This window comes from Lactobacillus sp. WILCCON 0058, assembly GCF_057198005.1.
Genome location: NZ_JBUBHM010000001.1, coordinates 264,735 through 287,486, shown reverse-complemented (window position 1 = coordinate 287,486; position 22,752 = coordinate 264,735). Strand labels below are relative to the sequence as shown.

Here is a 22,752-nt window from a genome sequence, read left to right as displayed (position 1 = left end):
CGTTTTCGTAAAAATCTGTCAACTTATTTTTGTAATTTCCAGACTACTTAAACTACTTGATGTAGGCTTCCTTAAAGTTGTAAGGAGCACCGGCACCGTTGAAGACAACGCCCTTGACGCTAGTCTTAACCAGGGTAGCTTCGTTAGTGTAGTACAGTGGAGTAACCCCTTGGTCTTCCAGCAGGGCCCGTTCAGCAGCCACCATTGCCTTCCAGCGGGCTGCGGTTGACCCGGTCGTCTTGGACAGGGAAACGTTCTTGTTGTAGGCAGTTGATTCCCACTTGCCGTAGTTGTAGGCGTTGCCCTTGGTCAAGAGGTCCAGGAAGGAGATCGGGTCTGAGAAGTCAGCCGTCCAGCCAGTAGCCACAACGTCGAACTTCAGACTTGATACCCGGGACAGACGGGTCTTGAATGGCACGTTGGAAACTTCGACCTTCATGCCCAGGGTTGATTCCAGGGCACTTTGGATGAATTCGGTAACCTTCTTGGCGTCATCAGTGTCATCCCCAAGCAGGTTGATCGTGATCTGCTTCTTGCCCAGTTCCTTCAGAGCCTTCTTGTAGTATTCCTTGGCCTTGGCCTTGTCGTAGCCTTGAACTGCCTTAGTAGCAGCGGTTTGCACTTCGCTTGAGAAGTCCTTGCCAGTGCTTGAGTCAGTAATGCCGGCAGCCGTGAAGGAAACAGCCGGGTTGTTGGCGGCACCAACAGTCGTTGCCAGTTCCTTCTTGTTGATAGCCAGGGAGATGGCCTTACGCAGGTTGGCGTTAGCTAAGTTCTTGTCCTTGGCGATATTGTATTGCAGGTACTTGGTTGAAGCAAACTTTCTTACAGTCCAGCCGGTTGAACCCTTAAGCTGCTTGCTTTGCTGGGCGTTCAAGTTGGTTTCGTCCAGCTTGCCGCTTTGGTAGAGGTTGTAGCTGGTTGACTGGGTCTTTTGGACGCTCATGCTGATCTGGTCCAGCTTGACGTTCTTCTTGTCCCAGTAGCTGTTGTTCTTAACCAGCTTCCAGGAGAGGTTGGTCCCAGTCCACCCGGTCATCTTGAATGGACCGTTGGACAGAACGTACTTGGCAGCCGTACCGTACTTGTCCCCGCACTTTTCCACGAACTTTTGGTTTTGTGGGAAGAAGATGTAGAAGCCCATCAGCAGCTTGAAGTATGGGATTCTCCGGTCCAGGGTCACCGTCAGCTTGTACTTGCCGTCAGCCTTGATACCCAAAGTGTTGACTGCCTTCTTGCCGGCAACGATCGCGTCAGCGTTCTTGATGCCTGAGAAAAGGTAGGCGTATTCAGAAGCAGTCTTTGGATTGACCGTTCTTCTCCAGGAGTAGACGAAGTCCTGGGCGGTAACTTCATCCCCGTTGGCCCATTTAGCGCCCTTGCGGAGGTTGAAGGTCCAGGTCTTGCCGTCAGAGCTTTCCTTCCAGCTCTTGGCGATGCCTGGAGTGGCCTTGGCATTGTTGCTAAGCCTGATCAAGCCTTCCATGACGTTGTTGAATTGGTCAGCGTCGTAACGGTCGGTGGCCTTGGACGGGTCCATGGTCGTCAGTTCGGCAGCTTCAGTCCAGGACAGCTTTTGCGCCTTGGATGATGAGCTTGACTTGCTTGATGAGCTGCCACAGGCTGCCAGAAGCGCAGCTGAGGCGAGCAAAACTGAGCCGGTAGCGAATAACTTCTCTTTTCTCATAATTGCACCTCGTTTAATTAAAAAACAAACATAAATTAGACTAGAATTAAAAGCTATAACTTAAGTCTAATTATAACGGGGATTTTTTAATTTTCAACCCCTTTTTTAAAAATAAAAGCAGACAAAAAAGAAAACGCCTTCCGGCGTTCTCTTCTAAGCTTTAACTTGCTTGTTTTTACTTGATGTAGGCGTCCTTGAAGTTCCAAGTACCACGGTTTTGGATGACGTTCTTGACGCTTGGACGGATCATCCAGACATTAGTGTCGTAGTACAATGGTGAGATCCCGGCATCCTTCAGCAGGATGGTTTCAGCCTTGCTCAGATCGCTCCAGCGCTTGCTTGCGGAAGCAGTGGTCTTGGAGTCGGCAACCAGCTTGTCGTAAGTTGCGTTCTTCCACTTACCGTTGTTTTCAGAGTTGGTTGAAGTGAACAGGTCCAGGAAGGAGATTGGGTCGGCGAAGTCGGCGCTCCAGCCGGAGACAACGATGTCGAAGTTGCCAGCAGTTGACCGGGACAGACGGGTCTTGAACGGCAGGTTTTGCACGCTGACGCTGACCTTGTCGCCGAAGGTTGATTCAAAGTTGGACTGCAGGGCTTCAGTGGTCTTGTTGCCGGCGTCAGTGTCGTCAGACAGGATCTTGAAGCTGAACTTGCTTACGCCAAGTTCCTTCAAGCCCTTGTTCATGTACTTCACAGCTTCCTTCTTGTTCGGGTTAGCTGGGTACAGAGTTTCAGCTGAGCTTGGGATCAGCTTGGTGTAATCTTCCCCGTTGACGCTAGTCAATTGGGTTGGAGTCAAAGTGTTGGCCGGTTGGTTGTTGCCGCCCAGAGTAGTAGTCAAGCCCTTCCGGTTGACCGCCAGTGACAAGGCCTTGCGGACGTTGGCGTTGGCCAGGTACTTGTTCTTGGCAATGTTGAATTGCAGGTAGAAGGTAGCACCTTGGTTAAGTTCGGTATAACCCTTTTGGTTCTTCAATTGCTTGGTTTGTGAAGAGTCCAGGGCCGTAGCGTCCAGCTTGTTTGACTGGTAAAGGTTGTAGGCGGTTGATGGAGTCTTTTGAACAGTCCACTTGATAGTGTCGAGCTTGACGCTCTTCTTGTCCCAGTAGTATGGGTTCTTAACCATCTTCCAAGACAGGTTGGACCCGGTCCAGCCAACGTGCTTGAACGGACCGTTGTAGAGCATGTACTTAGAAGCCGTGCCGTACTTAGAACCGTACTTGGTTACGGCCTTTTCTGACTGCGGGAAGAAGACGGCAAAGCCCATCAGCTTGTCAAAGTATGAGATCCGCCGTTCCAAAGTCACGACCAGCTTGTACTTGCCAACTGCCTTGATCCCCAAGGAGCTGACTGGCTTCTTGCCAGCTACGATGGCATCAGCATTCTTGATCCCGGAGAAGAGGTAGGAATATTGGGAAGCGGTCTTTGGGTTAACGGTCCGGCGCCAGGAGTAAACAAAGTCCTTGGCGGTCAATTCACTGCCGTCGCTCCACTTAGACTTGCGCAAGGTATAAGTGTAAGTCTTCCCGTCCTTAGAAACCTTTTCGCTGGTTGCCAAGCCCTTTTCCAGCTTGGAGTTCTTGCCTAAACGGTAGAGACCTTCCATAGTGTTGGAAATCTGGTTGAAGGAAGCCGCGTCGGTGGCCTTTGAAAGGTCCATCGTTGGAATTTCGGCTGAATCCATCCAGGTCAAGGTCTTCTTGCTGCTGGATGATGAAGAACTGCTATTGCTGCCACAAGCAGCAAGCAATGCTGCTGAAGCCAGAACCGTGGCTCCCAGGCTTAAACTCTTAGATAATTTCATCTTTTTCTCCTTGCTTTTACTGACTGTTCCAGCGCCTCGCTAGTTAAGACTCCACAGCAGTCTTTAATGATATTTTCATTATAATTCTCTGTTTGATCAGCTTCAAGCGTTTTTAAGAAAAAATGTCATATTATTTCATCAATCTAAATATACCAAAGCAAATACAAGTCAATTAAACATATATCAAAATAAGCAGACAAAAAAGAAGAGGCAGAGCCTCTTCTTTTTGCTTGATTACTTGATGTAAGTGTCCTTGAAGTTCCAAGTACCACGGTTTTGGTAAACGTCCTTAACAGTTGGACGGATCAAAGCAGCATTAGTGTTGTAGTAAAGTGGAGCAACACCGACATTGTTCAGCAGGATGTCTTCTGCCTTGGTCAGGTCGTCCCAACGCTTGCTGGTTGAAGCAGTAGTCTTGGAGTCAGCGATCAGCTTGTCGTAGCTTGAGTTCTTCCACTTACCGTTGTTTTCTGGGTTAGTTGAAGTGAACAGGTCCAAGAAGGAGATCGGGTCAGCGAAGTCGGCACTCCAGCCGGAGATTACGACATCGAAGTTACCTGCAGTTGACCGTGACAGACGGGTCTTGAATGGCAGGTTTTGAACTGAAACGCTGACCTTGCTGCCGAAGGTTGATTCAAAGACTGATTGCAGGAATTCAGTAGTCTTCTTGCCTGAGTCAGTGTCGTCGGACAAGATCTTGAAGCTGAACTTGCTTACGCCCAGTTCCTTCAAGCCCTTGTTCATGTACTTGACAGCTTCCTTCTTGTTGGTTGAAGCTGGGTAGTAGCTTTCAGCAGACTTGGAGATCCGCTTGGTGTAGTCTTCACCGTTAACTTCAGTCAATTGAGTTGGAGTCAAAGTGTTGGCTGGAACACTGTTGCCGCCAAGTGATGAAGTCAAGCCCTTACGGTCGATAGCCAATGACAAGGCTTTGCGGACGTTAGTGTTAGCCAGGTACTTGTTCTTGGCTTGGTTGAACTGCATGTAGAAGGTAGCACCTTGGTTCAAGGTTACGTAGCCCTTCTGGTTCTTCAGCTGCTTGGTTTGTGAAGCGTCCAGGCCAGTGTAGTCCAGCTTGTTTGATTGGTAAAGGTTGTAAGAAGTTGATGGAGTCTTTTGCACGCTCCAAGTGATAGTGTCAAGCTTGACGTTCTTCTTGTCCCAGTAGTATGGGTTCTTGACCATCTTCCAGGACAGGTTTGAGCCAGTCCAGCCAGTTTGCTTGAACGGACCGTTGTACAGCATGTACTTAGAAGCAGTACCGTACTTAGAACCGTACTTGGTTACAGCCTTTTCTGATTGTGGGAAGAAGACGGCAAAGCCCATCAGCTTGTCGAAGTAAGCGATCCGGCGTTCCAAAGTAACAACCAGCTTGTACTTGCCAACAGCCTTAACGCCCAAAGTGTTGGCCTTCTTCTTGCCGGCTACGATCGCGTCAGCGTTCTTGATCCCACTGAAGAGGTAGGAATATTGTGAAGCAGTCTTTGGGTCAATAGTTCTGCGCCATGAGTAGACGAAGTCTTGGGCAGTAACGTCGCTGCCATCGCTCCACTTGGACTTGCGCAGAGTGTAAGTGTAGGTCTTCCCGTCCTTAGAAACCTTTTCGCTGGTTGCCAAAGCCTTTTCCAACTTGGAGTTCTTGCCCAAACGGTACAGACCTTCCATAGTGTTTGACAACTGGTTGAAGGAAGTAGCGTCAGTGGCTTTGGACATGTCCATGGTTGGGATTTCAGAAGCAACCGTCCAGTTCAAAGTCTTCTTTGAAGAAGAGGATTCCTTACTGCTGTTGCCGCCGCAGGCAGCCAAGAGAGCAGCTGATGCCAGCACAGTTGCACCAACGCTCAAAGTCTTAGATAACTTCATCTTTTTTCTCCTTATAACACATATTTGTTTGCGCTGAAAAGATGGCCAACACAGCTTTAAGCCGTCTCTCAGTCAACATGATAAATTGATTATAATTCTAAGTTAGACTCTTTTCAAGGGCTAACTTAAAGAAAAATAAATTTTTGCCGAAAAATAAGCGAAAAATGTCAAGAAAAAGATAAAAAAGAAGCGACCACCTGGTCGCTTCTTGTCAAATTCTTTTAATTTTGTTGTTATTGTTGTGATTTGCTCGGAATTACTTGCTGCTGCTGATGTAGGCATTCTTGAAGTTCCAAGTCCCCCGGTTCTGGATGACGCCCTTGACGCTCGGCCGGATCAAGGAAGCGGTCGTGCTGTAGTAGAGCGGAGCCACACCGGCATCATTAAGCAGGATGTTTTCAGCCTTGCTCAAGTCGCTCCAGCGCTTGCTGGTTGAAGCCGTGGTCTTGGAGTCGGCAATCAGCTTGTCGTAAGTCGAGTTCTTCCACTTCCCGTTGTTTTCAGAATTAGTGGAAGTAAACAGGTCCAGGAAGGAGATCGGGTCGGCAAAGTCGGCACTCCAGCCGGAGATGACAACGTCAAAGTTGCCGGAAGTTGACCGGGAAAGCCGGGTCTTGAATGGCAGGTTCTGAACAGTGACGCTGACCTTGCTGCCGAAGGTGGCTTCGATGTTGGACTGCAGCAATTCTGCCGTCTTCTTGCCGGAGTCAGTGTCGTCAGCCAGGATCTTGAAGCTGAACTTGCTTACGCCCAGTTGCTTTAAGCCCTTGTTCAAGTACTTGACTGCCTCGCTCTTCTTGGTTGAGGACGGGTAGAGGCTTTCAGCTGATGATGAAAGCAGCTTGGTGTAGTCCTTGCCATTGACTTCGGTTAAGCCAGTTGGAGTCAGAGTGTTGGCCGCCACGTTGTTGCCGCCAAGTGATGAGACCAGGCCCTTCCGGTTGACAGCCAGGGACAGAGCCTTGCGAATGTTGGCGTTGGCCAGGTACTTGTTCTTGGCAATGTTGAACTGCATGTAGAAGGTTGCCCCCTGGTTCAAGGTGGTGTAACCCTTAGTCGTCTTCAGCTGCTTGGTTTGTGATGAGTCCAGGCTGGTGTAGTCAAGCTTGCCGCTTTGGTAAAGGTTGTAGGAAGTTGATGGCGTCTTCTGCACGCTCCAAGTGATCGTGTTCAGCTTGACATTCTTCTTGTCCCAGTAGTACTTGTTCTTAACCATCTTCCAGGAGAGGTTGGACCCGGTCCAGCCTTTTTGCACGAACGGACCGTTGTAGACCATGTACTTGGAAGCCGTCCCGTACTTAGAGCCATACTTCTTGACCGCCTTTTCAGACTGCGGGAAGAAGACCGCGAAGCCCATCAGCTTGTCAAAGTAAGGAATCCGCCGCTCCAAAGTAACAACCAGCTTGTACTTGCCGACAGCCTTGATCCCCAAACTGTTGACAGACTTCTTGCCGGCCACGATGGCGTCGGCATTTTTAATCCCGGAGAAAAGGTAAGAATACTGGGAAGCCGTCTTTGGGTTGACCGTTCTTCTCCAAGAGTAAACGAAGTCCTTAGCCGTAACTTCTGTCCCGTCGCTCCACTTGGACTTGCGCAGGGTATAAGTGTAGGTCAAGCCGTCTTTAGAAACCTTCTCGCTGGTTGCCAGCCCTTTTTCGAGCTTTGAGTTCTTGCCTAAGCGGTAGAGACCTTCCATGGTGTTGGAGAGTTGGTTGAAGGAAGTAGAGTCAGTGGCCTTGGACAAGTCCATGGTCGGAATTTCTGACGCGACCGTCCAGTTCAAGGTCTTTCTGGTCGACTTGGAAGACGAGGAACTTGAGCCGCAAGCAGCTAGCATTAAAGCAGATAATGTTACCGCTGCTCCAGCTCCTAAAAACTTGGAAACTTTCATAGTGTTTTCTCCTTACTTATCTATACTGATGATTGACTCACATGTCTAACCAAAAGTTTAATGTTTACGTTAGAGAAAAGCAAGGATAGTTTCATTTAAAGTTCATTTGCAAATCGGCTGAGCAATTGGTATAACAATGATCCAACGGATTGTTTAAATGTTTCTGTATTTCCTTAAGAAGAGGTAAACTTCATTAAAATTAATCTAAATCCCATTCATGTCTAAATTCCTGGACAAAATCTCGCATGTATTCTGTCCGCCGGCGGGCTTCCTTTTGGGCAGCCTGGCTGTTCATCAGCCCTTCCAGCTTAAAAAGCTTTTCATAAAAATGATTGATCGTAGTTTCTTCATGATTCCGGTATTGATCATGACTGACCAATTCCATCGGCGGAATTTCCGGGTCGTAGATCTTGTCATCGTGCTTGCCGCTGTAAACGAAAGCTCGGGCAATTCCCATCGCCCCCAGAGACTCCAGCCGGTCGGCATCCTGGACGTACTCTCCTTCTAAAGAAAGCTGGTAGTGGCGGTCAATGTTTTTGGAAAAAGACATGTGCTCGATCGTGAAAAAGACGTTTTCCTGGTCCTCTCGGCTTAAGCCGGCTGCCGTGAAGACTTTCCGTAATTTAGCCAAAACTTCACTTGGGTTTGGGCAGACCTTCTCATCGATCGTATCGTGAACAAAGCCCGCCGTATAAGCAATGTCCCGGCTCTTTTGGCTAGACTCCGGGTGATCCGCCAGCAGCATTCTTTCAGCTAAAACCGCCACCCGCTGGCCGTGGTAATAATCATGCCCCGTTCTTTCTTCGGCCAGGTTTTCTTTGACAAAATCCGCAATCAGTTTCCGTTCCATTTTTACCTCCGTGTTTGCTTTAATTATTTTTTCAATTATAGCGGATCGCTCTAAAATTGCAAGCAAAAAAGAGAACTAGAGTTCCTAGTTCTCTTTTAGAATCTTATAGTCATTCTGCAATGACAAGGTGACATAAAAGACCTTGCCATAGCGGGCGTCTTCAACTAGCCGGGTCTTGCTGAAGACCTTCTCGCAGCCGCCATCCTTGGTTAGCAGGCGGCAAGACAAGCAGCGAGGCCGGTCAGGTACCCGTCTTACATCCTCACCGGCCACCAAGTCAAGCAATGCCCGGTCAGAAGGGTAGATTAAAGCCAGCAGCTTGCCAGCCGTAAAGGCAATTAAATCCGCGAAACCCTTGAAGCCCAGCATGTCCAGAAGGGACTGGTTGGCAAAAAGAATTTCCCTCTCCCCTTCTGCCTGGCAAATGAAGAAAGAAACCGGCAGGTTGTCGGCCACCTCCCTTAAGGTAAAGCCAAACTGCTTCCGGTCAGTTCGCGTCATTGCATCGTTGTACTCCCGCCAGCCATGCTTGCCATCGTCCTTGACCACGTAAAGGGCCAGGTCTGCCTTAGCCAGGGCATCAGCCACCGAGATGGCCTGCTGGGGGTAGTGAACATAGCCCAGGGAAATGGAAAAAGGATACTGCTGCTCTTTAGCGGAAAAAACCTGGTCCAGCTTGGCCAGATTGGCGACCTGGTCGTCGCTTGTGTCCGGAACGAACGCGCAGAATTCATCACCCCCGTTGCGGCAGATGATTGCCTCGCTGCCCAGGGTACTCTCCATGTTGAGGGCCAAAGTCACCAGAACCTGGTCACCCACATTGTGACCATGGACGTCATTGATCAGCTTGAAATTGTCGATATCCAGCATGACGAAGCTGCCCTGGGCAGCCGGATGCTGGCGAAGGTAGTCATTGACCCGGTCATCAAAGGCCGCCCGGTTCAAAAGGGTGGTCAAGTCGTCCCGGCTGGACATGTATTCCAGCTGCTTCTGCCTTTGCAAAAAATAGCGGAGCAAAACCAGCAAAGCCGTCAGCAGCCCGGCGATCAAAAGATGGGCCAACAAATATTTTCCGTCCAGCAGGTAAAACTTCCCGTCATCAGCTATGAAGTCCCGTGACCGGGTTTCTATCGCGGCTAAAGCAACTGTAAAAATAACCAGAACAATGGCCGTCGTATTGGCAAAATTGGCGAATCGCCGCCGAATGACCAAGAGCCGGGTCGAAAATTTCTGCATGCGATCCCCTCCAAAATAACAATTGACTAATAATTCTTAGTATATCAGTATTTTGAAGAGCGATGCAAATAATTTAATCACTTTTGCTGATCATAAGCTGCTAGCCAGATTTGAACTGGCGACCTCCTCCTTACCACGGCGGTGCTCTACCTCCTGAGCTACAGCAGCGCCTTAATTGTAACATGCCGGCTTCTTTTCGGCAAAAAGATAAAAGCGAGAAAAAAGAAAAAGAAAGCTTCCAGTTTGGAAACTTTCTTAAAATCTTTTTAGCCCTTGATGTGCACCAAGGTGTACTTCTTCTTTCCCTTGCGGATGATGACGAACTTGCCGTCAAAAGCAGCTGCCGGGTCAACTTCAAAGTCAGTGTCCTGGATCCGGTCACCGTTGACGTAGATGGCACCGTTGTTAACGTCTTCTCTGGCCTGCCGCTTGGATGATTCGATCTTGGTGTCAACCAGGAAGTCCACCAGATTCTTCTTTTCTGCCCCGCTCTCAGCACTTGGCGCCTTGGCCAGGGCGATTTCTACCTGCTTGGTGGGCAAGTCCTTCACGTTGCCGGAGAAGAGGGCCTCAGTGACCGTTTGGGCTTCCTTCAAGCCGCTTTCGCCGTGAACGAACTTAGTCACTTCTTCCGCCAGCCGCTTTTGGGCTTCCCGCTTCCAAGGTTCAGTCTTGACCTTTTCTTCCAAGGCGTCGATTTCTTCATGGCTGAGGAAGGTGAAGTACTTAAGGTACTTGATGACGTCCCGGTCATCCTGGTTGATCCAGAATTGGTAGAATTCGTAAGGACTGGTCTTTTCCGGGTCCAGCCAGACAGCGCCGCCGGCAGACTTGCCGAACTTGGTCCCGTCAGCCTTCAGCATCAATGGAATAGTCAAGCCAAAGGCTGGCCGGTCTGCCCCTTCCAAACGGTGGATCAAGTCGATCCCGGCCGTGATGTTGCCCCATTGGTCAGCCCCGCCGATCTGCATTTGAACGCCGTGGTCCCGGTTCAAGATGTAGAAGTCGATGGCCTGCAGAATCTGGTAGGAGAATTCAGTGAAGGAGATCCCGTTTTCCAGCCGGCTGGCAACGACTTCCTTGTTCAGCATGTTGTTGACCTGGAAGAGCTTGCCGTAGTCGCGGAGGAATTCCAGCAGGGTCATCTTGCCCAGCCAGTCGCGGTTGTTGACGATGCGGAAGTTTTCCGTGCCAAAAAGCTTGACCATCTGCGCCGTCAGCGCTTCTTCATTGTGCTTGATCGTTTCTTCAGACTGCAGGACCCGTTCAGTTGACCGGCCAGATGGGTCACCGATTGACCCGGTACCCCCGCCGATAACGATGACTGGCTTGTAGCCGGCCAGTTGGAATCTCTTCAAGATCATGAAAGGAATCAAGTGACCGATGTGCAGGGAGTCACCAGTCGGGTCAGTCCCGCAGTAAAGAGCCAGGTCGTCATGCTTGGCCAGGTAATCCCGCAAGCCTTCCTCGTCAGTTTCCTGGTTGATGGCGCCGCGCCATTTCAAATCTTCCAAAATGTCAAAATTTGCCATTTCTGCCTCCGGATAAAAAAAGTCCCTGGATCAAAAGATCCAGGGACGACTAAATTCTGTCTTAGCCGTGGTACCACCCACGTTCGCACAAAGTGCCTCTTTGGAGCTTCTTAACGGGGCTCTCCTCCCCGCGCTGTATTTCGTCTGCCTGGCCTGTCTAGCTCGCACCAACCGCTAGTTCTCTGAACGCTGAACCAGGCAGCTACTTCGCTGTCGCGTTTTTATAAAAATAACATGATTTCGCCCCGGGGTCAAGCGCCTTTTTAAAAAGCAGCAGGAGGAGCAGCAGCCAGGAAAACCAGCACAGGTTAATCAGCAAGCTGCACCATAAAGGCTGTTTAAAGGTCATAATCACGGTATTCTTGCCCATTCTAGCCCGCACAACCGGGAAGCCGCCGCTTTTTCTTTTTAGATTATGGATCTTGCGGCCATTGAGCGTTAATTCTGTCTGCGAGTATGCAACAAGTGGCAAGGTTATTTTGCCGCCAGTACTTGTCCAGCTTAATTTAAGCCTGCCGCCAGTCATTACCTGGTGGTCAAACTTCTTCCAGCGTTTAATTACCAGCATATGGTATTTGTGGCCTAAGTTGTCTTCTTTCCCAACAACGGGCAAATAATCCGGCTGATTGCCATAACTCATCACAGAAATCAAGGGTTTAAGCCCTTTGCCCACTACCTGGGCCATTTTAGGCGTTCCATTAGCGTGAAAAGTATTTTTCCGATGGCTTTCCGCTACCGGGACAGCCGTATCTAGCAGCAAAGCCAGCAATAAAAGCAGCAAGAATGGCTTCCCGCCTTTAGCTGCAAGTTTCTGGATGCTTAAGCCAAAAGACAGAATCACCATTGGGTAGATTATAACCACCAAACGGAATGGAAATTGAAAGTTGCTGGCCAGAACTGGCCACTTATTTTGCACATACCCCCAGGGAAAGCGGTTGGATGCAATGAGCATAAGTACTAAAGACCACATTGCCAAAAGCTTTTCCACGCTTTTGGCAGCCCGGTTAAAAAAGATGTACAGGAAATTCAAAAGAATTATGGCCAAAAACATCGGCATCAACTGTCCATAGCTGCTTCCCAGGTCGTTTTGGTAACTTCCCAGCTTCAAGCCGCTTACTGCCATATTATAGGCATCCAAGTGGGCCATCTTGTTGCTGGCAGCCAGCCAAAAAACTGCAACAATCGTATTCAAGCCCAATGCGCTGGCCAATGCAACTGCCTTAAAGAAGTCTTTCCAAACATTTCTCTTTTTAAAAAGCGCCAGCAAGAAAAACGGGGCCAAAAGCACGCATGCCAATAGGGCGCTGAGCAGGTGAACCTGCAAAAGCAAACCCATCGTTGCCCCAAGGATGACCCAATCGATCGGCTTTTCCTGGTCTTTAACCATTCGCACCCCATTAAGCAGGACCAAGGGCATGAAGGCCTGCCCCCAGCCGCTAAAGGAACTGGCGTTGATAAAAGCGGGTATCATGCCGATATTGATGTACACCAAGCTTAAGAGCAAACTGGCGATTTTGCTGACGCCGCTATAGCGTAAAAGATGCATCATATTTCCCGCGGCTAACAGGCAAAGCAGGTAAATACTGATGATTTGAAAAGTAAACCAATTTCCGCACAGCAGAAGCAAGGCACCATTAAAATAGGCAAACAATGGCCCATAGCAGGCGTTAATGATCCGGCCGCTTTGCTGGAAACCATAGTTTGTTTGAAAAAAGCTGTAATGGCCAGTCTTAATCTGCATGGCCGCATCATAAAAGCGGCCAAAGTGAAAGCGGGCATCTCCAGCAATAATTACCCTTTTAGCCTGCAGCTGCGGCCAAATAACCACCGTTGTTACCAAAGCAACTGCCAAAAGCGGCCAAAGATAAGCCCAAAGATTTTTTACTTGTTTTTTCATTAGTTTTATATTTACAATCCTCTATTTTTTTCAAGAGCTAGAAAAATTGTAACATACCAATCAAATACGTTTTAACAAAAAAGCAGGCTAACCTACTAAGTTAGTCTGCTTTTGCCAGGTATTCTGGCTGTTTAAACTATTTCTTCATGGTATAGAAGCCCTTGATCTTCAAGGCATAGGCTGAACCAGCCGTCATGTCGTATTGGATCATTTCGTAGTCCTTGAGCAGAGCTTGCTGTGAGCTGGTCAAGGTCTTCGGGTCAACTTCCTTGCCCTTTTGGTCGACCAGGGTAAAGCCAGTGTCATCGCTGTAGCTGATAGTCAAGGCTGGCAGCTTCTTGTGCACTTCAGTCAAAAGTGCCTGGTAAGCCGTCACCTTGCTGTTGGTCTGTTCCAGCATCATGGCGATGAAGTCACTGGTGTTGACGTAGTTGGTCTTGGAAGTCAGTTTCGCCTTAGCCCCATGCTGACGAGCGTACTTGTTAGAGTAGATGAAGTAGCGGGTCGAGTGCATTTGAACCGGGTACTTAGACGTGTATGACTGGGAAACGATTGACGGGTAGTGGTCCCCGTAGAAGACCAGGGTGATCGGCTTCTTGATCTTGTCGATCTGCTTGATGAACTTCTTGACCGCCTGGTCAGTGTAGTGGGTCCCCATAATGTAGGTTGCCGCTTGCGTTCTGATGCTGCCGTCGTCAAAAAGATCACCGGAAATCTTGCCAGCATAGTAGTTCTTCGGGTACCAGTTGTTGTACGGCATGTGGTTCTGAATTGAAATCAAGTTGATAAACTGGCCGCCCTTGCGGGAGTTGATCTGCCGCAAGCCGTTGGCGTAAGTCGTGAAGTCAGAGTTGTAGGAACTGGTCCCCAGCTTCTTTTGGTCCACGATCTTGTACTTGGAACCCAAGTAAACGAACTTGTTGAACTTGAAACGCTTGTAGTCTTCAATTCTTGAGTAGTAAGTCCCGATGAACGGGTGAACTGCTGAAGAGTAGCTGAAGTTAGCCCCAATAGTCGGGTAGTACTGGTATTGCGGAACGACTTGAACATAAGGCGTCAAAGTAGTGCTGAAGGCCCCCATGTTGAAGCCAGTCAGTGATTCCCATTCCATGTTGGCCGTACCACCGCCGTAGCCGGCACTCAGCATGCTGCCGTAAGTGGTAGTCTTCTGCAATGAGTGAATGTAAGGAATCGGGTCCTTGGTCCCCTTGGCGAACTTGATCGTCGGGAAAGTAGTCGGATCGATAAAACTTTCACTCAAGTTAAAGATGACGGTCTGCTTGGACAGGTCGTTGGTCCGGGTCTTGTTGATCTGGTCAGCCACCTTTTGGTACTTCTCATAGAGCTTTTGAATCTGGCTCTTGGAGTAGTTGCTTGGCTTGTCCATGATCTGCAGGTCGATGTAGTTGAGGAAGTTCAAGATCGGCCCGTTGACCTGGATGTCTCTTTCCGGGTTCCGGAAGGACTGCTTGTTGTCAAAAGCCCGGTTCAAGCGGTAGATGGCTGACCCCTGGTGGTTGAACCACATTGGCGTCATGAAGAGGGCCAGGCTGGCCAGGGCCCACATCCCCCGCCGCTTCCAATTGCCGCGCTTCTTGACCTTGAACTTGATCTCACAGAAGACCATCAAGGCAATAACAGCAGCTAAAGCCAGCAGGATCATGATCAAGGTCTTCTGTCCCCCGATCATGCTCAACAGACTGTCAGCGTTGGTTACTTCAGACAGTTCACTCGGGTAGATCGGCTCGCCCCGGAGGTCAAGCTTGATCTTGTTGGCAACCGCCCAGCCGATAACGACCGTGGAAGTCGTAATAAGTGAAACCCAGTATCTGGTCGTGACGAAGTAAAGGATCGTGAAGAAGGCGTCGATAAAGATCGTCGTCAAAATCAAGGCCCCAAGCTTGGTCCCAACCAGCCAGACTACGGCGTTAACGTTGGAAGCAGTCGTGATCTGGATCCGCATATTGTCGGATTCGATCAAGAAGGAGGCAAAGGACAGGATAAAGAAGAAGGTCCAGGTCAAAAGGTTGGTCCGGTGGTACTTCATCCAGCCCCACAGGCGGTTAAAGGCTCCTTCAGCCGCTGCCCCGAAGCTCTTGCTTTCGTACAAGAAACGGTTAGCCCGCTTAACCGGCTTGAAGCGCCACAAGTAGCGCTCAATCAGCCAGTGCCAGACAATGGCGATGGCCAGCATGATCAAAATCGTGATCATTCGGTTCAATTGCCGGCTGCCGGTGCCGTACTTAAAGGACGACATGAAGGAGTTGGCGTCTGGTACCTGCATGAAGACGATCAGCGGAACCAGGAAGTCCAGGTCCCTTTCTTCCAAAGCCTTGATCGCCGGCCGGGCAAAAGCAAAGGCCGCCAAAGCGATGATGAAGATGAATGGTGAGGTCACGTTGATCAGGAACTGGTAGTTCCATGATGACGGGTTGGCCCGCCAAGACATGATCTGTGACCAGTAAACGGCGTTAAAGCCGGCTACCCCGACAATTACCATCCCCAAGGAGAGAATGCCGGCCACAATAAAGATGGCCGTTTGCTTGACAGAGAAGTCAACCTTCCCTAAGAACATCCCCCAGGCAAATGGCAGGGCCAGGTAGAGACCATAGATGGAGTAATTCATCTCGAAAGTCCCAGCCGACAGGGTAAAGCCCAGCAAAGTCAAGGCGATCAAAATGATCAAACTCTGCTTCTTGCTGAACTTCTCCTGCCAGTCATAGATGACCGGCTGCACCAGCAAACTGAAGACCAGACCCGTCATTAAAACGGAAGTCGAGGTCAAAATCGGGAAAAGGATGCCCCAGAAGCGCCAGGCATTTAAGTGCCATGGCTTGGAGATAAAGAAGACAAGGTAGTAGGCCAGGAGGGTCACTTCCATAATGGCCCAGGCCTTAAAGCCTTGGTTAAAACGCAGCTTGCGCTTGCTGTAAACTGCCCCGAAGACCATTGGAATAAACCAATAGGTCACGCTTTCCACGATTAGCGGCAGGTGGCGCAGATAGGTAATTGAGCTTTTCAGCATGCTGGTTTTGAAATTAAACATCTGCAGCAAAAGCACCAGAGCCGCCAGTACGAGAAAGCCGTACTTCAGCAGATTATGAGTTTTTCTGGATTGTGTTTGTTCACTCATCGATATCGGAATAATTCTCTTTCTTTTGCAAATTCATTATCCATTATACCCAGCTTTTTTTAAAAAAAGGCCAAGAAATTATTTCAAAATTCCCAATTTCTTCTTGATCGTATACAAAATATCGACCCGTTTGCCATGACCCGTGAAAAAGTCCCGGATATCGTAGCGGAACTTGAAGGCCATGATCCCCGTGATAATCAAGAAGATCACGCCAGCTTCCAGCGACTTGGTTATTTCATAAATGCTGAAAGACAGCATGAAAACCAGCGGCGGGATAGTCAGATTCTGCATGATGCAGGTCAAAACCAGAGCCACCAGCAAGGTGATAAGACCGGCCCGCCAGTCATAGAGAACCGTAGTCATGGCCATGACTGCCACCGCCTTGCCCCCCTTAAAGTGGTTGAAGACCGGGAAACAGTGGCCTAAAACCACGCCTAAGCCCGTGTAGGCTGTCAGCAAGTGCTGATGGTAGATGGCATAGACCAGGCCGATGGCCAGCAGGGTTTTAAGCAGGTCGCCGATGCAGGTCAAAATCCCCGCCTTCTTGCCAAAAACCGCCCCCATATTGGCCGTACCTGGGTTGCCCGACCCGTACTTGGTCGGATCCTTGTGCAGGTAATACTTGCCCACGAACATGGCACTCATGAAGTTGCCAAACAAATAGCCAATGACTACTGCCAAAAATTTGCTAAGCACCTTTAATAGCCCCCTGAAAACGGATTGGTATTGTAGTTGTAATTATAACTGTAACTATAAGTCGTATCGTAGTTCGTGCTGCTTGAGTAGCTTGTGCTGGCACTTGTGCTGTAAGCAGTATTACTGCTGGAAGCCTGACTGCTGGACTTAGAACTTGTCTTGGTCTTGCCGCTCTTGACGCTGTCAGTCGTCGTGCCAGGATCATAAATCGTGTAATTCTGGGTCTCGCCGCTGCCAAACTTGAAGCCGCTGGCCTCGTTCAAGGTATTCAGCTCAGTTTCCCGGTTGGAAACAGTAGCCGTCTTGAGGCCCAGCAATTTTCTAATCTTGTTGGAGATCCGCTGCAGTTCACTGGTTGACGCGATCTGGTAGGCCGCGTCGCCAACATAAGCACTATAGCCATGCAGGTAGTCGCTGTCACTGGAAGAAGTACAGTCTGAGTAGTTAGCCAGGATTGACTTCAAAGCCTGGAAGCTCAAGTTAGTCTTCACGTTGGTCGACAGGTTATTGGCGATCTTGCTGAAGTTCGTCAGTGAATCTGCCGTGGCCAATTTCTGGACCAGCTTGGTGATGACTTCTCTTTGCCGTTTCTGCCGGCCGTAGTCGCCTTGCGGGTCATCATAGCGCATCCGGCTGTAGGCCAGAGCAGCCTGTCCGTTTAAGTGCTGGCGGACTCCCTTTTTGAAGACTATTGTATTGTAAGTAAATGACAATGGCGGCGTCACGTAAATCCCGCCAACATAATCAACCAGCTTCATCAGCCCGCCCATGTTGACCAAGGCGTAGTACTTGACCGGAATGTTCAAGAGGTTAGAGACAGTCTTCATGGCCATCTTAGCCCCGCCAATCGAGTAAGCCGCGTTGATCTTCTGCACGTCATTGGAATCATCGCCAACCATGTCAGCCATAGTATCCCGCGGGATCGAGACCATCGTATAGTTCTTCTTCTTAGGGTTGACCACGACAACGATGATCGTGTCCGTATTCCCGCGCTTTTCAGTTCTGTTCAAAGCCCCGGTGTCGGTCCCTAAGAGCATGACGGCAAAAGGCTTCTTGCCGTTGAATTCGCCATAAGTCGTCTTGACCGCGTTTTCCGAGTCATAAGCCTTGTTGGCCGCCTGCTCAGCCGTTTTGTACAGATGTGCCGCGTACAAGCCCACTCCGGCAGCAATCGCGCAAACGACCGCCAAAACGCCGATGATCCAGTTGCGGACCGTCTTTTGCTTGCGTTTTCTGGCATGTTGCCGAGTTTCGGGCAAGGCCCGTTTGTCTTCTTTCTTCATATAGTTGATACCCACTTAAAAAATCACATTAGTCTGTATTATAGCAAAAAAGCCCCGCCAACTTTTGCCTGCTGTTTTTTCTTATTGAAATTGTAAAAAATCAGCCGGCATTTTCAGTAGAGCAGGCTTACGATATTTTCCGGTAAGTATCCCTGTGCACAACTTTCCTATCTAAGCTATCATCTTAGCAAGTCATCTGTCAATCCTTAATCAGTTCAACAAAAAAAGCGAAGCCGGAGCTTCGCTTTAATTAAGGAAAGAGGACTTAGTCCAGCTTTTCCTTGCTTACAACGTTCAACTTGTCGTCGAAAGTGTAAACAACTGGTTCACCAGTCTTCATTTCAACATCCATGATGTCTTCGTCAGAGATGTTTTCGATGTACTTAGTCAAGGCACGCAGTGAGTTGCCGTGGGCAGCGATGATCACGTTCTTGCCAGCCAGCAGGTCTGGAGCAATGTGGTCTTCCCAGAATGGCATAACTCTGTCCAGAGTAACCTTCAGGTTTTCTGCCTTAGGAACGATGTGTGGGTCCAAGTTTGCGTAACGACGGTCGTTAGCTTGGCTGAATTCTGAGTCGTCAGCCAAAACTGGTGGCAAAACGTCGTATGAACGACGCCAAATGTGAACTTGTTCGTCGCCGTACTTTTCAGCAGTTTCAGCCTTGTTCAAGCCTTGCAGAGCGCCGTAGTGACGTTCGTTCAGTCTCCAGGTCTTAGTTTCTGGAACCCAGAGTTGGCCGCTTTCTTCCAAAGCGAAGTGCAAAGTCTTGATCGCACGGGTCAAAACTGAAGTGTAAGCTTGGTCAAATTCCAAGCCGGCTTCCTTGATCAAACGACCAGCCTTCTTGGCTTCTTCAACACCCTTGTCTGACAAGTTAACGTCAACCCAACCAGTAAATTGGTTTGAAAGGTTCCATTCACTTTGACCGTGACGGATTAAAACTAATTTAGACATTAAAAAATCTCCTTTAGCAAATTAAACGTTTCACTAATTATTATACGGCCTCTCGCGGCCTTTTCAAAGTCCTAAAGGCAAAAAAAGCACTTTTTCTGAGTGCAATCGCTAACAATCAATCAGTGATTTGTTAGAATTGAAGAATAAGGATGTGATTCATACTATGCCGTCAAAGAAAAAGAAATTTCACCTGCTCGCCCTCCTGACCCTGGTCAGCCTTTTTCTAGCTGCCTGCTCCAAACCCAGCCCCCAGAGCTTGATCAAAAAGGCCCAGCAGAGCAAGATCAGCAATTTCCAGCTGAAGGTTGACGAACGCTATTACGAGAACGCCAAGCCGGTCCGTTTCTACGGCCAGATCAACTACCAGCGGTCTCCTTTCGTCATGCAGACCGACTTGACCCAGAGCGGGGACCAGAATGTCAAGATGTGGGTAGGCCAGCGCTATGCCTACGTCAAGTTCTATAAAGGCCAGCAGGCTGCTTGGTACAAGGCCAAGCTCAGCCAGTTCACGACCATCTCCCACTTCCAGCAAGTGGTCAAGGACATGGACACCCTGACCCTCAGCCAAAAGAGTGCCAAGCTCTTCACCGTCAGCCAGGCCAAAAGCGGCTGGCGGCTCAGCTACACGGGCAAGAGCCAGCGCTTATGGAAAGAGATCACGGAAACTAACGGCCTGGCCAGCCTGTCAAACGACAGCCAGATGGCCAAGGCCAAGCTCCAGCAGATTAAAATGACCATCGATCTCAATCAGAAAAAGCAGCTGACCGGCCTGGCGATTTACGCCAAATACAAGGTCAAGGGGCAGACCAGCTCAACCAAGCTGTCCATGCTCAAGGTCAACCAGCAAAAGAAGCTGGCCATTCCCAAGACGGTCAGCAAGAATTCCGTTGACGTCAGCAAGCTGAATAAATAAGGAGGCAAAAAATGCAACTCGGAATCATCGGCAGCGGCAAGATCGTCAAAGACTTTCTCACTGCCCTTCCCCTGCCCGGCTTAAGTTTAGCCGCTATCGCTACGACCAAGCGGTCGCTAGCCACTGGCCAAGCCTTGGCTGAGCAATACGGCATCAGCCGCGTTTACGACGACTATCTGGCCATGCTCAAAGACGACCAGGTCGACACGGTTTACGTGGCTACCCCTTCTTCCATGCACTATCAGATGTGCCTGGACTCCCTGGAAGCCGGCAAAAACGTGATCTGTGAAAAGCCCTTTGTCTTCACTACTGAAGAAGCCTTAGAGCTCAAGCAATTAGCTGACCAAAAAGGCTGCCTCATCACCGAAGCCATCACCAACCGCTACCTGCCAGCCTTTAAGTCTTTGGCAGGCGACTTACAGCTTTTAGGCCCGGTTCACGTAGTCAGCCTCAACTACACCCAGTATTCTTCCCGCTACGACCGCTTCTTAGCTGGCGACATTGCCCCGGCCTTCAATCCGCGCCTGGGCGGCGGGGCCCTTTTGGACTTGAACGTCTACAATATCCACTTAGCCGTCAGCCTTTTCGGGGCACCTTTGGACGTTCACTACTTCCCTAACCTGCAAAAAGGCGTCGACACTTCTGGCGTTTTGGTCCTGGGCTACGACGACAAGCAGGCCAGCTTGACCGCGGCCAAGGACTCCCAGGCTTTTGCCCACAATCCGTCAATGATTGCCGGGGAAAAAGGGGCCATCAGCTTTAGCGGCAGCCCAGGTGACCTCAGAAGCTACCGGCTGGAAACAGCAGGCGGGCAGACTGACAAGAACTTTGACCAAGACCTGCACCGGATGATCCCGGAATTTACCGAATTCATCCGGATCTTTGACCAAAAAGACAAGACCGCCGCTGACCGGGCCTTCGCCCACAGCCTGCAGGTCATCGCCGTCCTGGAAGCTGCCAGGGACTGCATGCCTTAAGCAAAAAAGCAAAAACAGATAAAATAAAGAACTAGAGCACTAAACAAGAAAAATCGCTTTGCCGTTTGGCAGAGCGATTTTTTGGCATATAATCTTTTTTCTATTCCCGGCTCAAAAGCTGGTGAATCCGGTCGGCTTCCCGCCAAGGACCGCTGTAGATCAGTTCGTCGCCTGGCTCGATCACGGTTGACCCATGCGGGGAAATCCACTTGTCCCCCCGCCGGATCCGGGAAACGGTGATCTGGTCGACGAAGTCCCAGTCCATCAGCTGGCGGCCGGTGTAGGCTGAGTTTTTGACGACCACGTCGTAGAGGGCATTGTTGGTGTCCGTGATGATCCGGTAGACGGCCGGCGATTCGATCAAGGCCCGGAGCATGGCCCCATGCAGGTTGTTGAAGGCAAAAAGCTCGATGCCTTCCTCTCTGAGCTGATCGACCGTGTCGGCCACGACCTGGCTCTGGCTGACGATGACCCGCTTGACCCCAGCCTGCTTAGCCGCCCGGCCAACTTCCAAATTGGCCTGGTCATCAGTGAAGGTGGCCACGAAGATATCGGTATCAAAGGCCCCGGCTTCTTCCAAAGTATCCAACTTTTTATCTGGCAGCAGTTTCAGATTCTTGACCTTGCTCTTGTAGGTGTCGTATTTTTCCTTCCGGCAGGTCAAGACCTGGACTGAGTACCAAGAGTCGTGCAGGTCCTGGTAGACCGTCATGGTCACGGCATTGAGGCCGAAGATCACGACTTTTTCCTTGATCTTGTCTTCTGGCGTCAAGGCAAAAGTTGAATTGAAGACGATTGGGCAGGCAATGCAGACGATGACCGCCGCCAAGATGAAGGCACTGGACTGGGTAGCCGTAATTGCGTTCAGCTTCCGGGCTACCTGCAGGGTTGGCAGAACGATCGTGATCGTCGTTGCCGTCAGGAAGCCCCCGGCAAAAGCATTCCGCTTGTTAAAGGCCCGCATGTAGGTCAAGGTAACCGGCAGCTTGGCTAAGAAGAAGCAGATGACCAAAACCGGCAGCAGCATCAGGGCTTGCGGGTTGGCAAAGAGCAGCTTCAAGTTGAGGTTGACCCCGGTCCGGATGAAGAAGATCGGGATAAAGAAGCCATAGCCGATGGAAGTCAGCTTGTCCTTGGTGGCTTGGGTTGGCTCCAGCAGCTTCATGACCATCCCAGCCAAGAAGGCCCCCAGGATGTTTTCCGCCCCAACCTGTTCCGCCACCGTCACCAGAGCAAAGATCAAGAAGAAGGCCAGGCGGACGTCCAGCTGGGTCGTGGCCTTGGTGATCTTGGCAAACCACAGGTAAGGCCGCTTGAAGCGCCGCAAAAGGATAATCGCGGCCACAAACAAGAGGATGATCAGCCAGAGCTTACCGGCATCCCCGCCGTTAACGGAAGAATAGATAGTCAATAAAAGCAGGGGAATAACTTCTCCCATGACCGCCGTCAGCAAAATCGTCTGCCCGATCGGCCGGCCCAGGATTTCTTTTTCCTTTAAAGTAGCGATGACCACGCCCAAGGCCACGGTCATAAAGATGATCGAAGCCAGGGCCACATCGTTAAAGAGGCCCAGGGCCTTCATCCCCAAAGCCAGCAAAACTGAAGCCACCGCTACCCCGCCAAAGGCGACGGCAGCCACAACCATAGGCTTGACCTGCTTGCCGCTCTCTGACTTCCGGGCCCGGGTGTGCTTTTTCGGGCTGAGCAAGTCAAAATCGATTTCCATCCCTGACAAAAACATCAAGACGATGACCCCCAGGTTGGACAAAAAAGTCAACTGAGAAGTCTGGGTAATCAGGTTTAGGCAGCTCTTGCCCATTAGGATCCCGACAATAATCTCGGCCACGGCGGTCGGCACCGTGGTCACCCGCAGGCGGGCCATGACGATCGGAATCACCAGGGCCAAGAAGACCGTTAAAAACAGTGATAGTCCTTCCATGCTAAAAAGTATCTCCTCACTAATTACAGTTTTTCTAATTATACAATAATCGCCAGATTAAGAAAGAAAAACGGACCCAGGCTAAACCTGAATCCG

Annotated in this window: 15 protein-coding genes and 1 tRNA gene; 2 read left to right on the top strand and 14 right to left on the bottom strand. The window is 50.0% G+C overall.

What is annotated here, in order from left to right; genetic code table 11:
• Positions 1-52 precede the first annotated feature (52 nt).
• The 13 genes from ACYVUU_RS01345 to ACYVUU_RS01285 form a co-directional block, all read right to left on the bottom strand.
• Entirely contained in the window at positions 53-1,687 is a 1,635-nt protein-coding gene (locus ACYVUU_RS01345; RefSeq protein ID WP_484499738.1) for a peptide ABC transporter substrate-binding protein, read from the bottom strand.
• 175 nt (positions 1,688-1,862) lie between these two features.
• Positions 1,863-3,491 (bottom strand): peptide ABC transporter substrate-binding protein, encoded by a 1,629-nt coding sequence (locus ACYVUU_RS01340; protein ID WP_484499285.1) that lies wholly within the window; start codon positions 3,489-3,491, stop codon positions 1,863-1,865.
• Positions 3,492-3,725: 234 nt separating this feature from the next.
• The gene (locus ACYVUU_RS01335; protein WP_484499286.1) at positions 3,726-5,354 is read right to left on the bottom strand and encodes a peptide ABC transporter substrate-binding protein; all 1,629 of its coding nucleotides are present in this window, start codon (positions 5,352-5,354) and stop codon (positions 3,726-3,728) included.
• Positions 5,355-5,610: 256 nt separating this feature from the next.
• Positions 5,611-7,245 (bottom strand): peptide ABC transporter substrate-binding protein, encoded by a 1,635-nt coding sequence (locus ACYVUU_RS01330; RefSeq protein ID WP_484499737.1) that lies wholly within the window; start codon positions 7,243-7,245, stop codon positions 5,611-5,613.
• A gap of 199 nt (positions 7,246-7,444) precedes the next feature.
• On the bottom strand, positions 7,445-8,095 hold the full coding sequence (locus ACYVUU_RS01325) for an HD domain-containing protein (protein WP_484499736.1): 651 nt from the start codon (positions 8,093-8,095) through the stop codon (positions 7,445-7,447).
• A gap of 84 nt (positions 8,096-8,179) precedes the next feature.
• On the bottom strand, positions 8,180-9,331 hold the full coding sequence (locus ACYVUU_RS01320) for a diguanylate cyclase domain-containing protein (RefSeq protein ID WP_484499735.1): 1,152 nt from the start codon (positions 9,329-9,331) through the stop codon (positions 8,180-8,182).
• A gap of 95 nt (positions 9,332-9,426) precedes the next feature.
• Positions 9,427-9,499 (bottom strand) — tRNA-Thr (locus tag ACYVUU_RS01315).
• Between the two features lie 98 nt (positions 9,500-9,597).
• Positions 9,598-10,863 (bottom strand): tyrosine--tRNA ligase, encoded by a 1,266-nt coding sequence (gene tyrS, locus ACYVUU_RS01310; RefSeq protein ID WP_484499734.1) that lies wholly within the window; start codon positions 10,861-10,863, stop codon positions 9,598-9,600.
• A gap of 202 nt (positions 10,864-11,065) precedes the next feature.
• Entirely contained in the window at positions 11,066-12,760 is a 1,695-nt protein-coding gene (locus tag ACYVUU_RS01305) for a hypothetical protein (protein WP_484499732.1), read from the bottom strand.
• A gap of 136 nt (positions 12,761-12,896) precedes the next feature.
• Complete coding sequence (locus ACYVUU_RS01300) at positions 12,897-15,893, bottom strand: LTA synthase family protein (RefSeq protein ID WP_484499731.1); 2,997 nt, start codon at positions 15,891-15,893, stop codon at positions 12,897-12,899.
• 78 nt (positions 15,894-15,971) lie between these two features.
• Positions 15,972-16,589: a glycerol-3-phosphate acyltransferase gene (locus ACYVUU_RS01295; protein WP_484499730.1), complete on the bottom strand. Its 618-nt coding sequence runs from the start codon at positions 16,587-16,589 to the stop codon at positions 15,972-15,974.
• Positions 16,590-16,591: 2 nt separating this feature from the next.
• Positions 16,592-17,872: an LCP family glycopolymer transferase gene (locus tag ACYVUU_RS01290; RefSeq protein WP_484499729.1), complete on the bottom strand. Its 1,281-nt coding sequence runs from the start codon at positions 17,870-17,872 to the stop codon at positions 16,592-16,594.
• A 265-nt stretch (positions 17,873-18,137) separates the two neighbouring features.
• Entirely contained in the window at positions 18,138-18,827 is a 690-nt protein-coding gene (locus ACYVUU_RS01285; RefSeq protein WP_008461910.1) for a 2,3-diphosphoglycerate-dependent phosphoglycerate mutase, read from the bottom strand.
• A 163-nt stretch (positions 18,828-18,990) separates the two neighbouring features.
• On the opposite strand from ACYVUU_RS01285, the gene ACYVUU_RS01280 reads away from it, so the two are divergent.
• Together ACYVUU_RS01280 and ACYVUU_RS01275 are read left to right on the top strand one after the other, a co-directional pair.
• The gene (locus tag ACYVUU_RS01280; protein ID WP_484499728.1) at positions 18,991-19,740 is read left to right on the top strand and encodes a hypothetical protein; all 750 of its coding nucleotides are present in this window, start codon (positions 18,991-18,993) and stop codon (positions 19,738-19,740) included.
• An 11-nt stretch (positions 19,741-19,751) separates the two neighbouring features.
• Entirely contained in the window at positions 19,752-20,717 is a 966-nt protein-coding gene (locus tag ACYVUU_RS01275; RefSeq protein ID WP_484499727.1) for a Gfo/Idh/MocA family protein, read from the top strand.
• A 100-nt stretch (positions 20,718-20,817) separates the two neighbouring features.
• Here the strand turns inward: ACYVUU_RS01275 and ACYVUU_RS01270 are convergent, their stop codons facing one another.
• Positions 20,818-22,656, bottom strand: a complete 1,839-nt coding sequence (locus ACYVUU_RS01270) for a monovalent cation:proton antiporter family protein (protein ID WP_484499726.1) — start codon at positions 22,654-22,656, stop codon at positions 20,818-20,820.
• Between the last annotated feature and the right edge of the window lie 96 nt (positions 22,657-22,752).

What these genes read in the sequence shown, in the direction of transcription:
- ACYVUU_RS01345 (WP_484499738.1), bottom strand. Translation starts at nt 1,687, where the DNA reads ATGAGAAAAGAGAAGTTATTCGCTACCGGCTCAGTTTTGCTCGCCTCA.
- ACYVUU_RS01340 (WP_484499285.1), bottom strand. Translation starts at nt 3,491, where the DNA reads ATGAAATTATCTAAGAGTTTAAGCCTGGGAGCCACGGTTCTGGCTTCA.
- ACYVUU_RS01335 (WP_484499286.1), bottom strand. Translation starts at nt 5,354, where the DNA reads ATGAAGTTATCTAAGACTTTGAGCGTTGGTGCAACTGTGCTGGCATCA.
- ACYVUU_RS01330 (WP_484499737.1), bottom strand. Translation starts at nt 7,245, where the DNA reads ATGAAAGTTTCCAAGTTTTTAGGAGCTGGAGCAGCGGTAACATTATCT.
- ACYVUU_RS01325 (WP_484499736.1), bottom strand. Translation starts at nt 8,095, where the DNA reads ATGGAACGGAAACTGATTGCGGATTTTGTCAAAGAAAACCTGGCCGAA.
- ACYVUU_RS01320 (WP_484499735.1), bottom strand. Translation starts at nt 9,331, where the DNA reads ATGCAGAAATTTTCGACCCGGCTCTTGGTCATTCGGCGGCGATTCGCC.
- tyrS (WP_484499734.1), bottom strand. Translation starts at nt 10,863, where the DNA reads ATGGCAAATTTTGACATTTTGGAAGATTTGAAATGGCGCGGCGCCATC.
- ACYVUU_RS01305 (WP_484499732.1), bottom strand. Translation starts at nt 12,760, where the DNA reads ATGAAAAAACAAGTAAAAAATCTTTGGGCTTATCTTTGGCCGCTTTTG.
- ACYVUU_RS01300 (WP_484499731.1), bottom strand. Translation starts at nt 15,893, where the DNA reads ATGAGTGAACAAACACAATCCAGAAAAACTCATAATCTGCTGAAGTAC.
- ACYVUU_RS01290 (WP_484499729.1), bottom strand. Translation starts at nt 17,872, where the DNA reads ATGAAGAAAGAAGACAAACGGGCCTTGCCCGAAACTCGGCAACATGCC.
- ACYVUU_RS01285 (WP_008461910.1), bottom strand. Translation starts at nt 18,827, where the DNA reads ATGTCTAAATTAGTTTTAATCCGTCACGGTCAAAGTGAATGGAACCTT.
- ACYVUU_RS01280 (WP_484499728.1), top strand. Translation starts at nt 18,991, where the DNA reads ATGCCGTCAAAGAAAAAGAAATTTCACCTGCTCGCCCTCCTGACCCTG.
- ACYVUU_RS01275 (WP_484499727.1), top strand. Translation starts at nt 19,752, where the DNA reads ATGCAACTCGGAATCATCGGCAGCGGCAAGATCGTCAAAGACTTTCTC.
- ACYVUU_RS01270 (WP_484499726.1), bottom strand. Translation starts at nt 22,656, where the DNA reads ATGGAAGGACTATCACTGTTTTTAACGGTCTTCTTGGCCCTGGTGATT.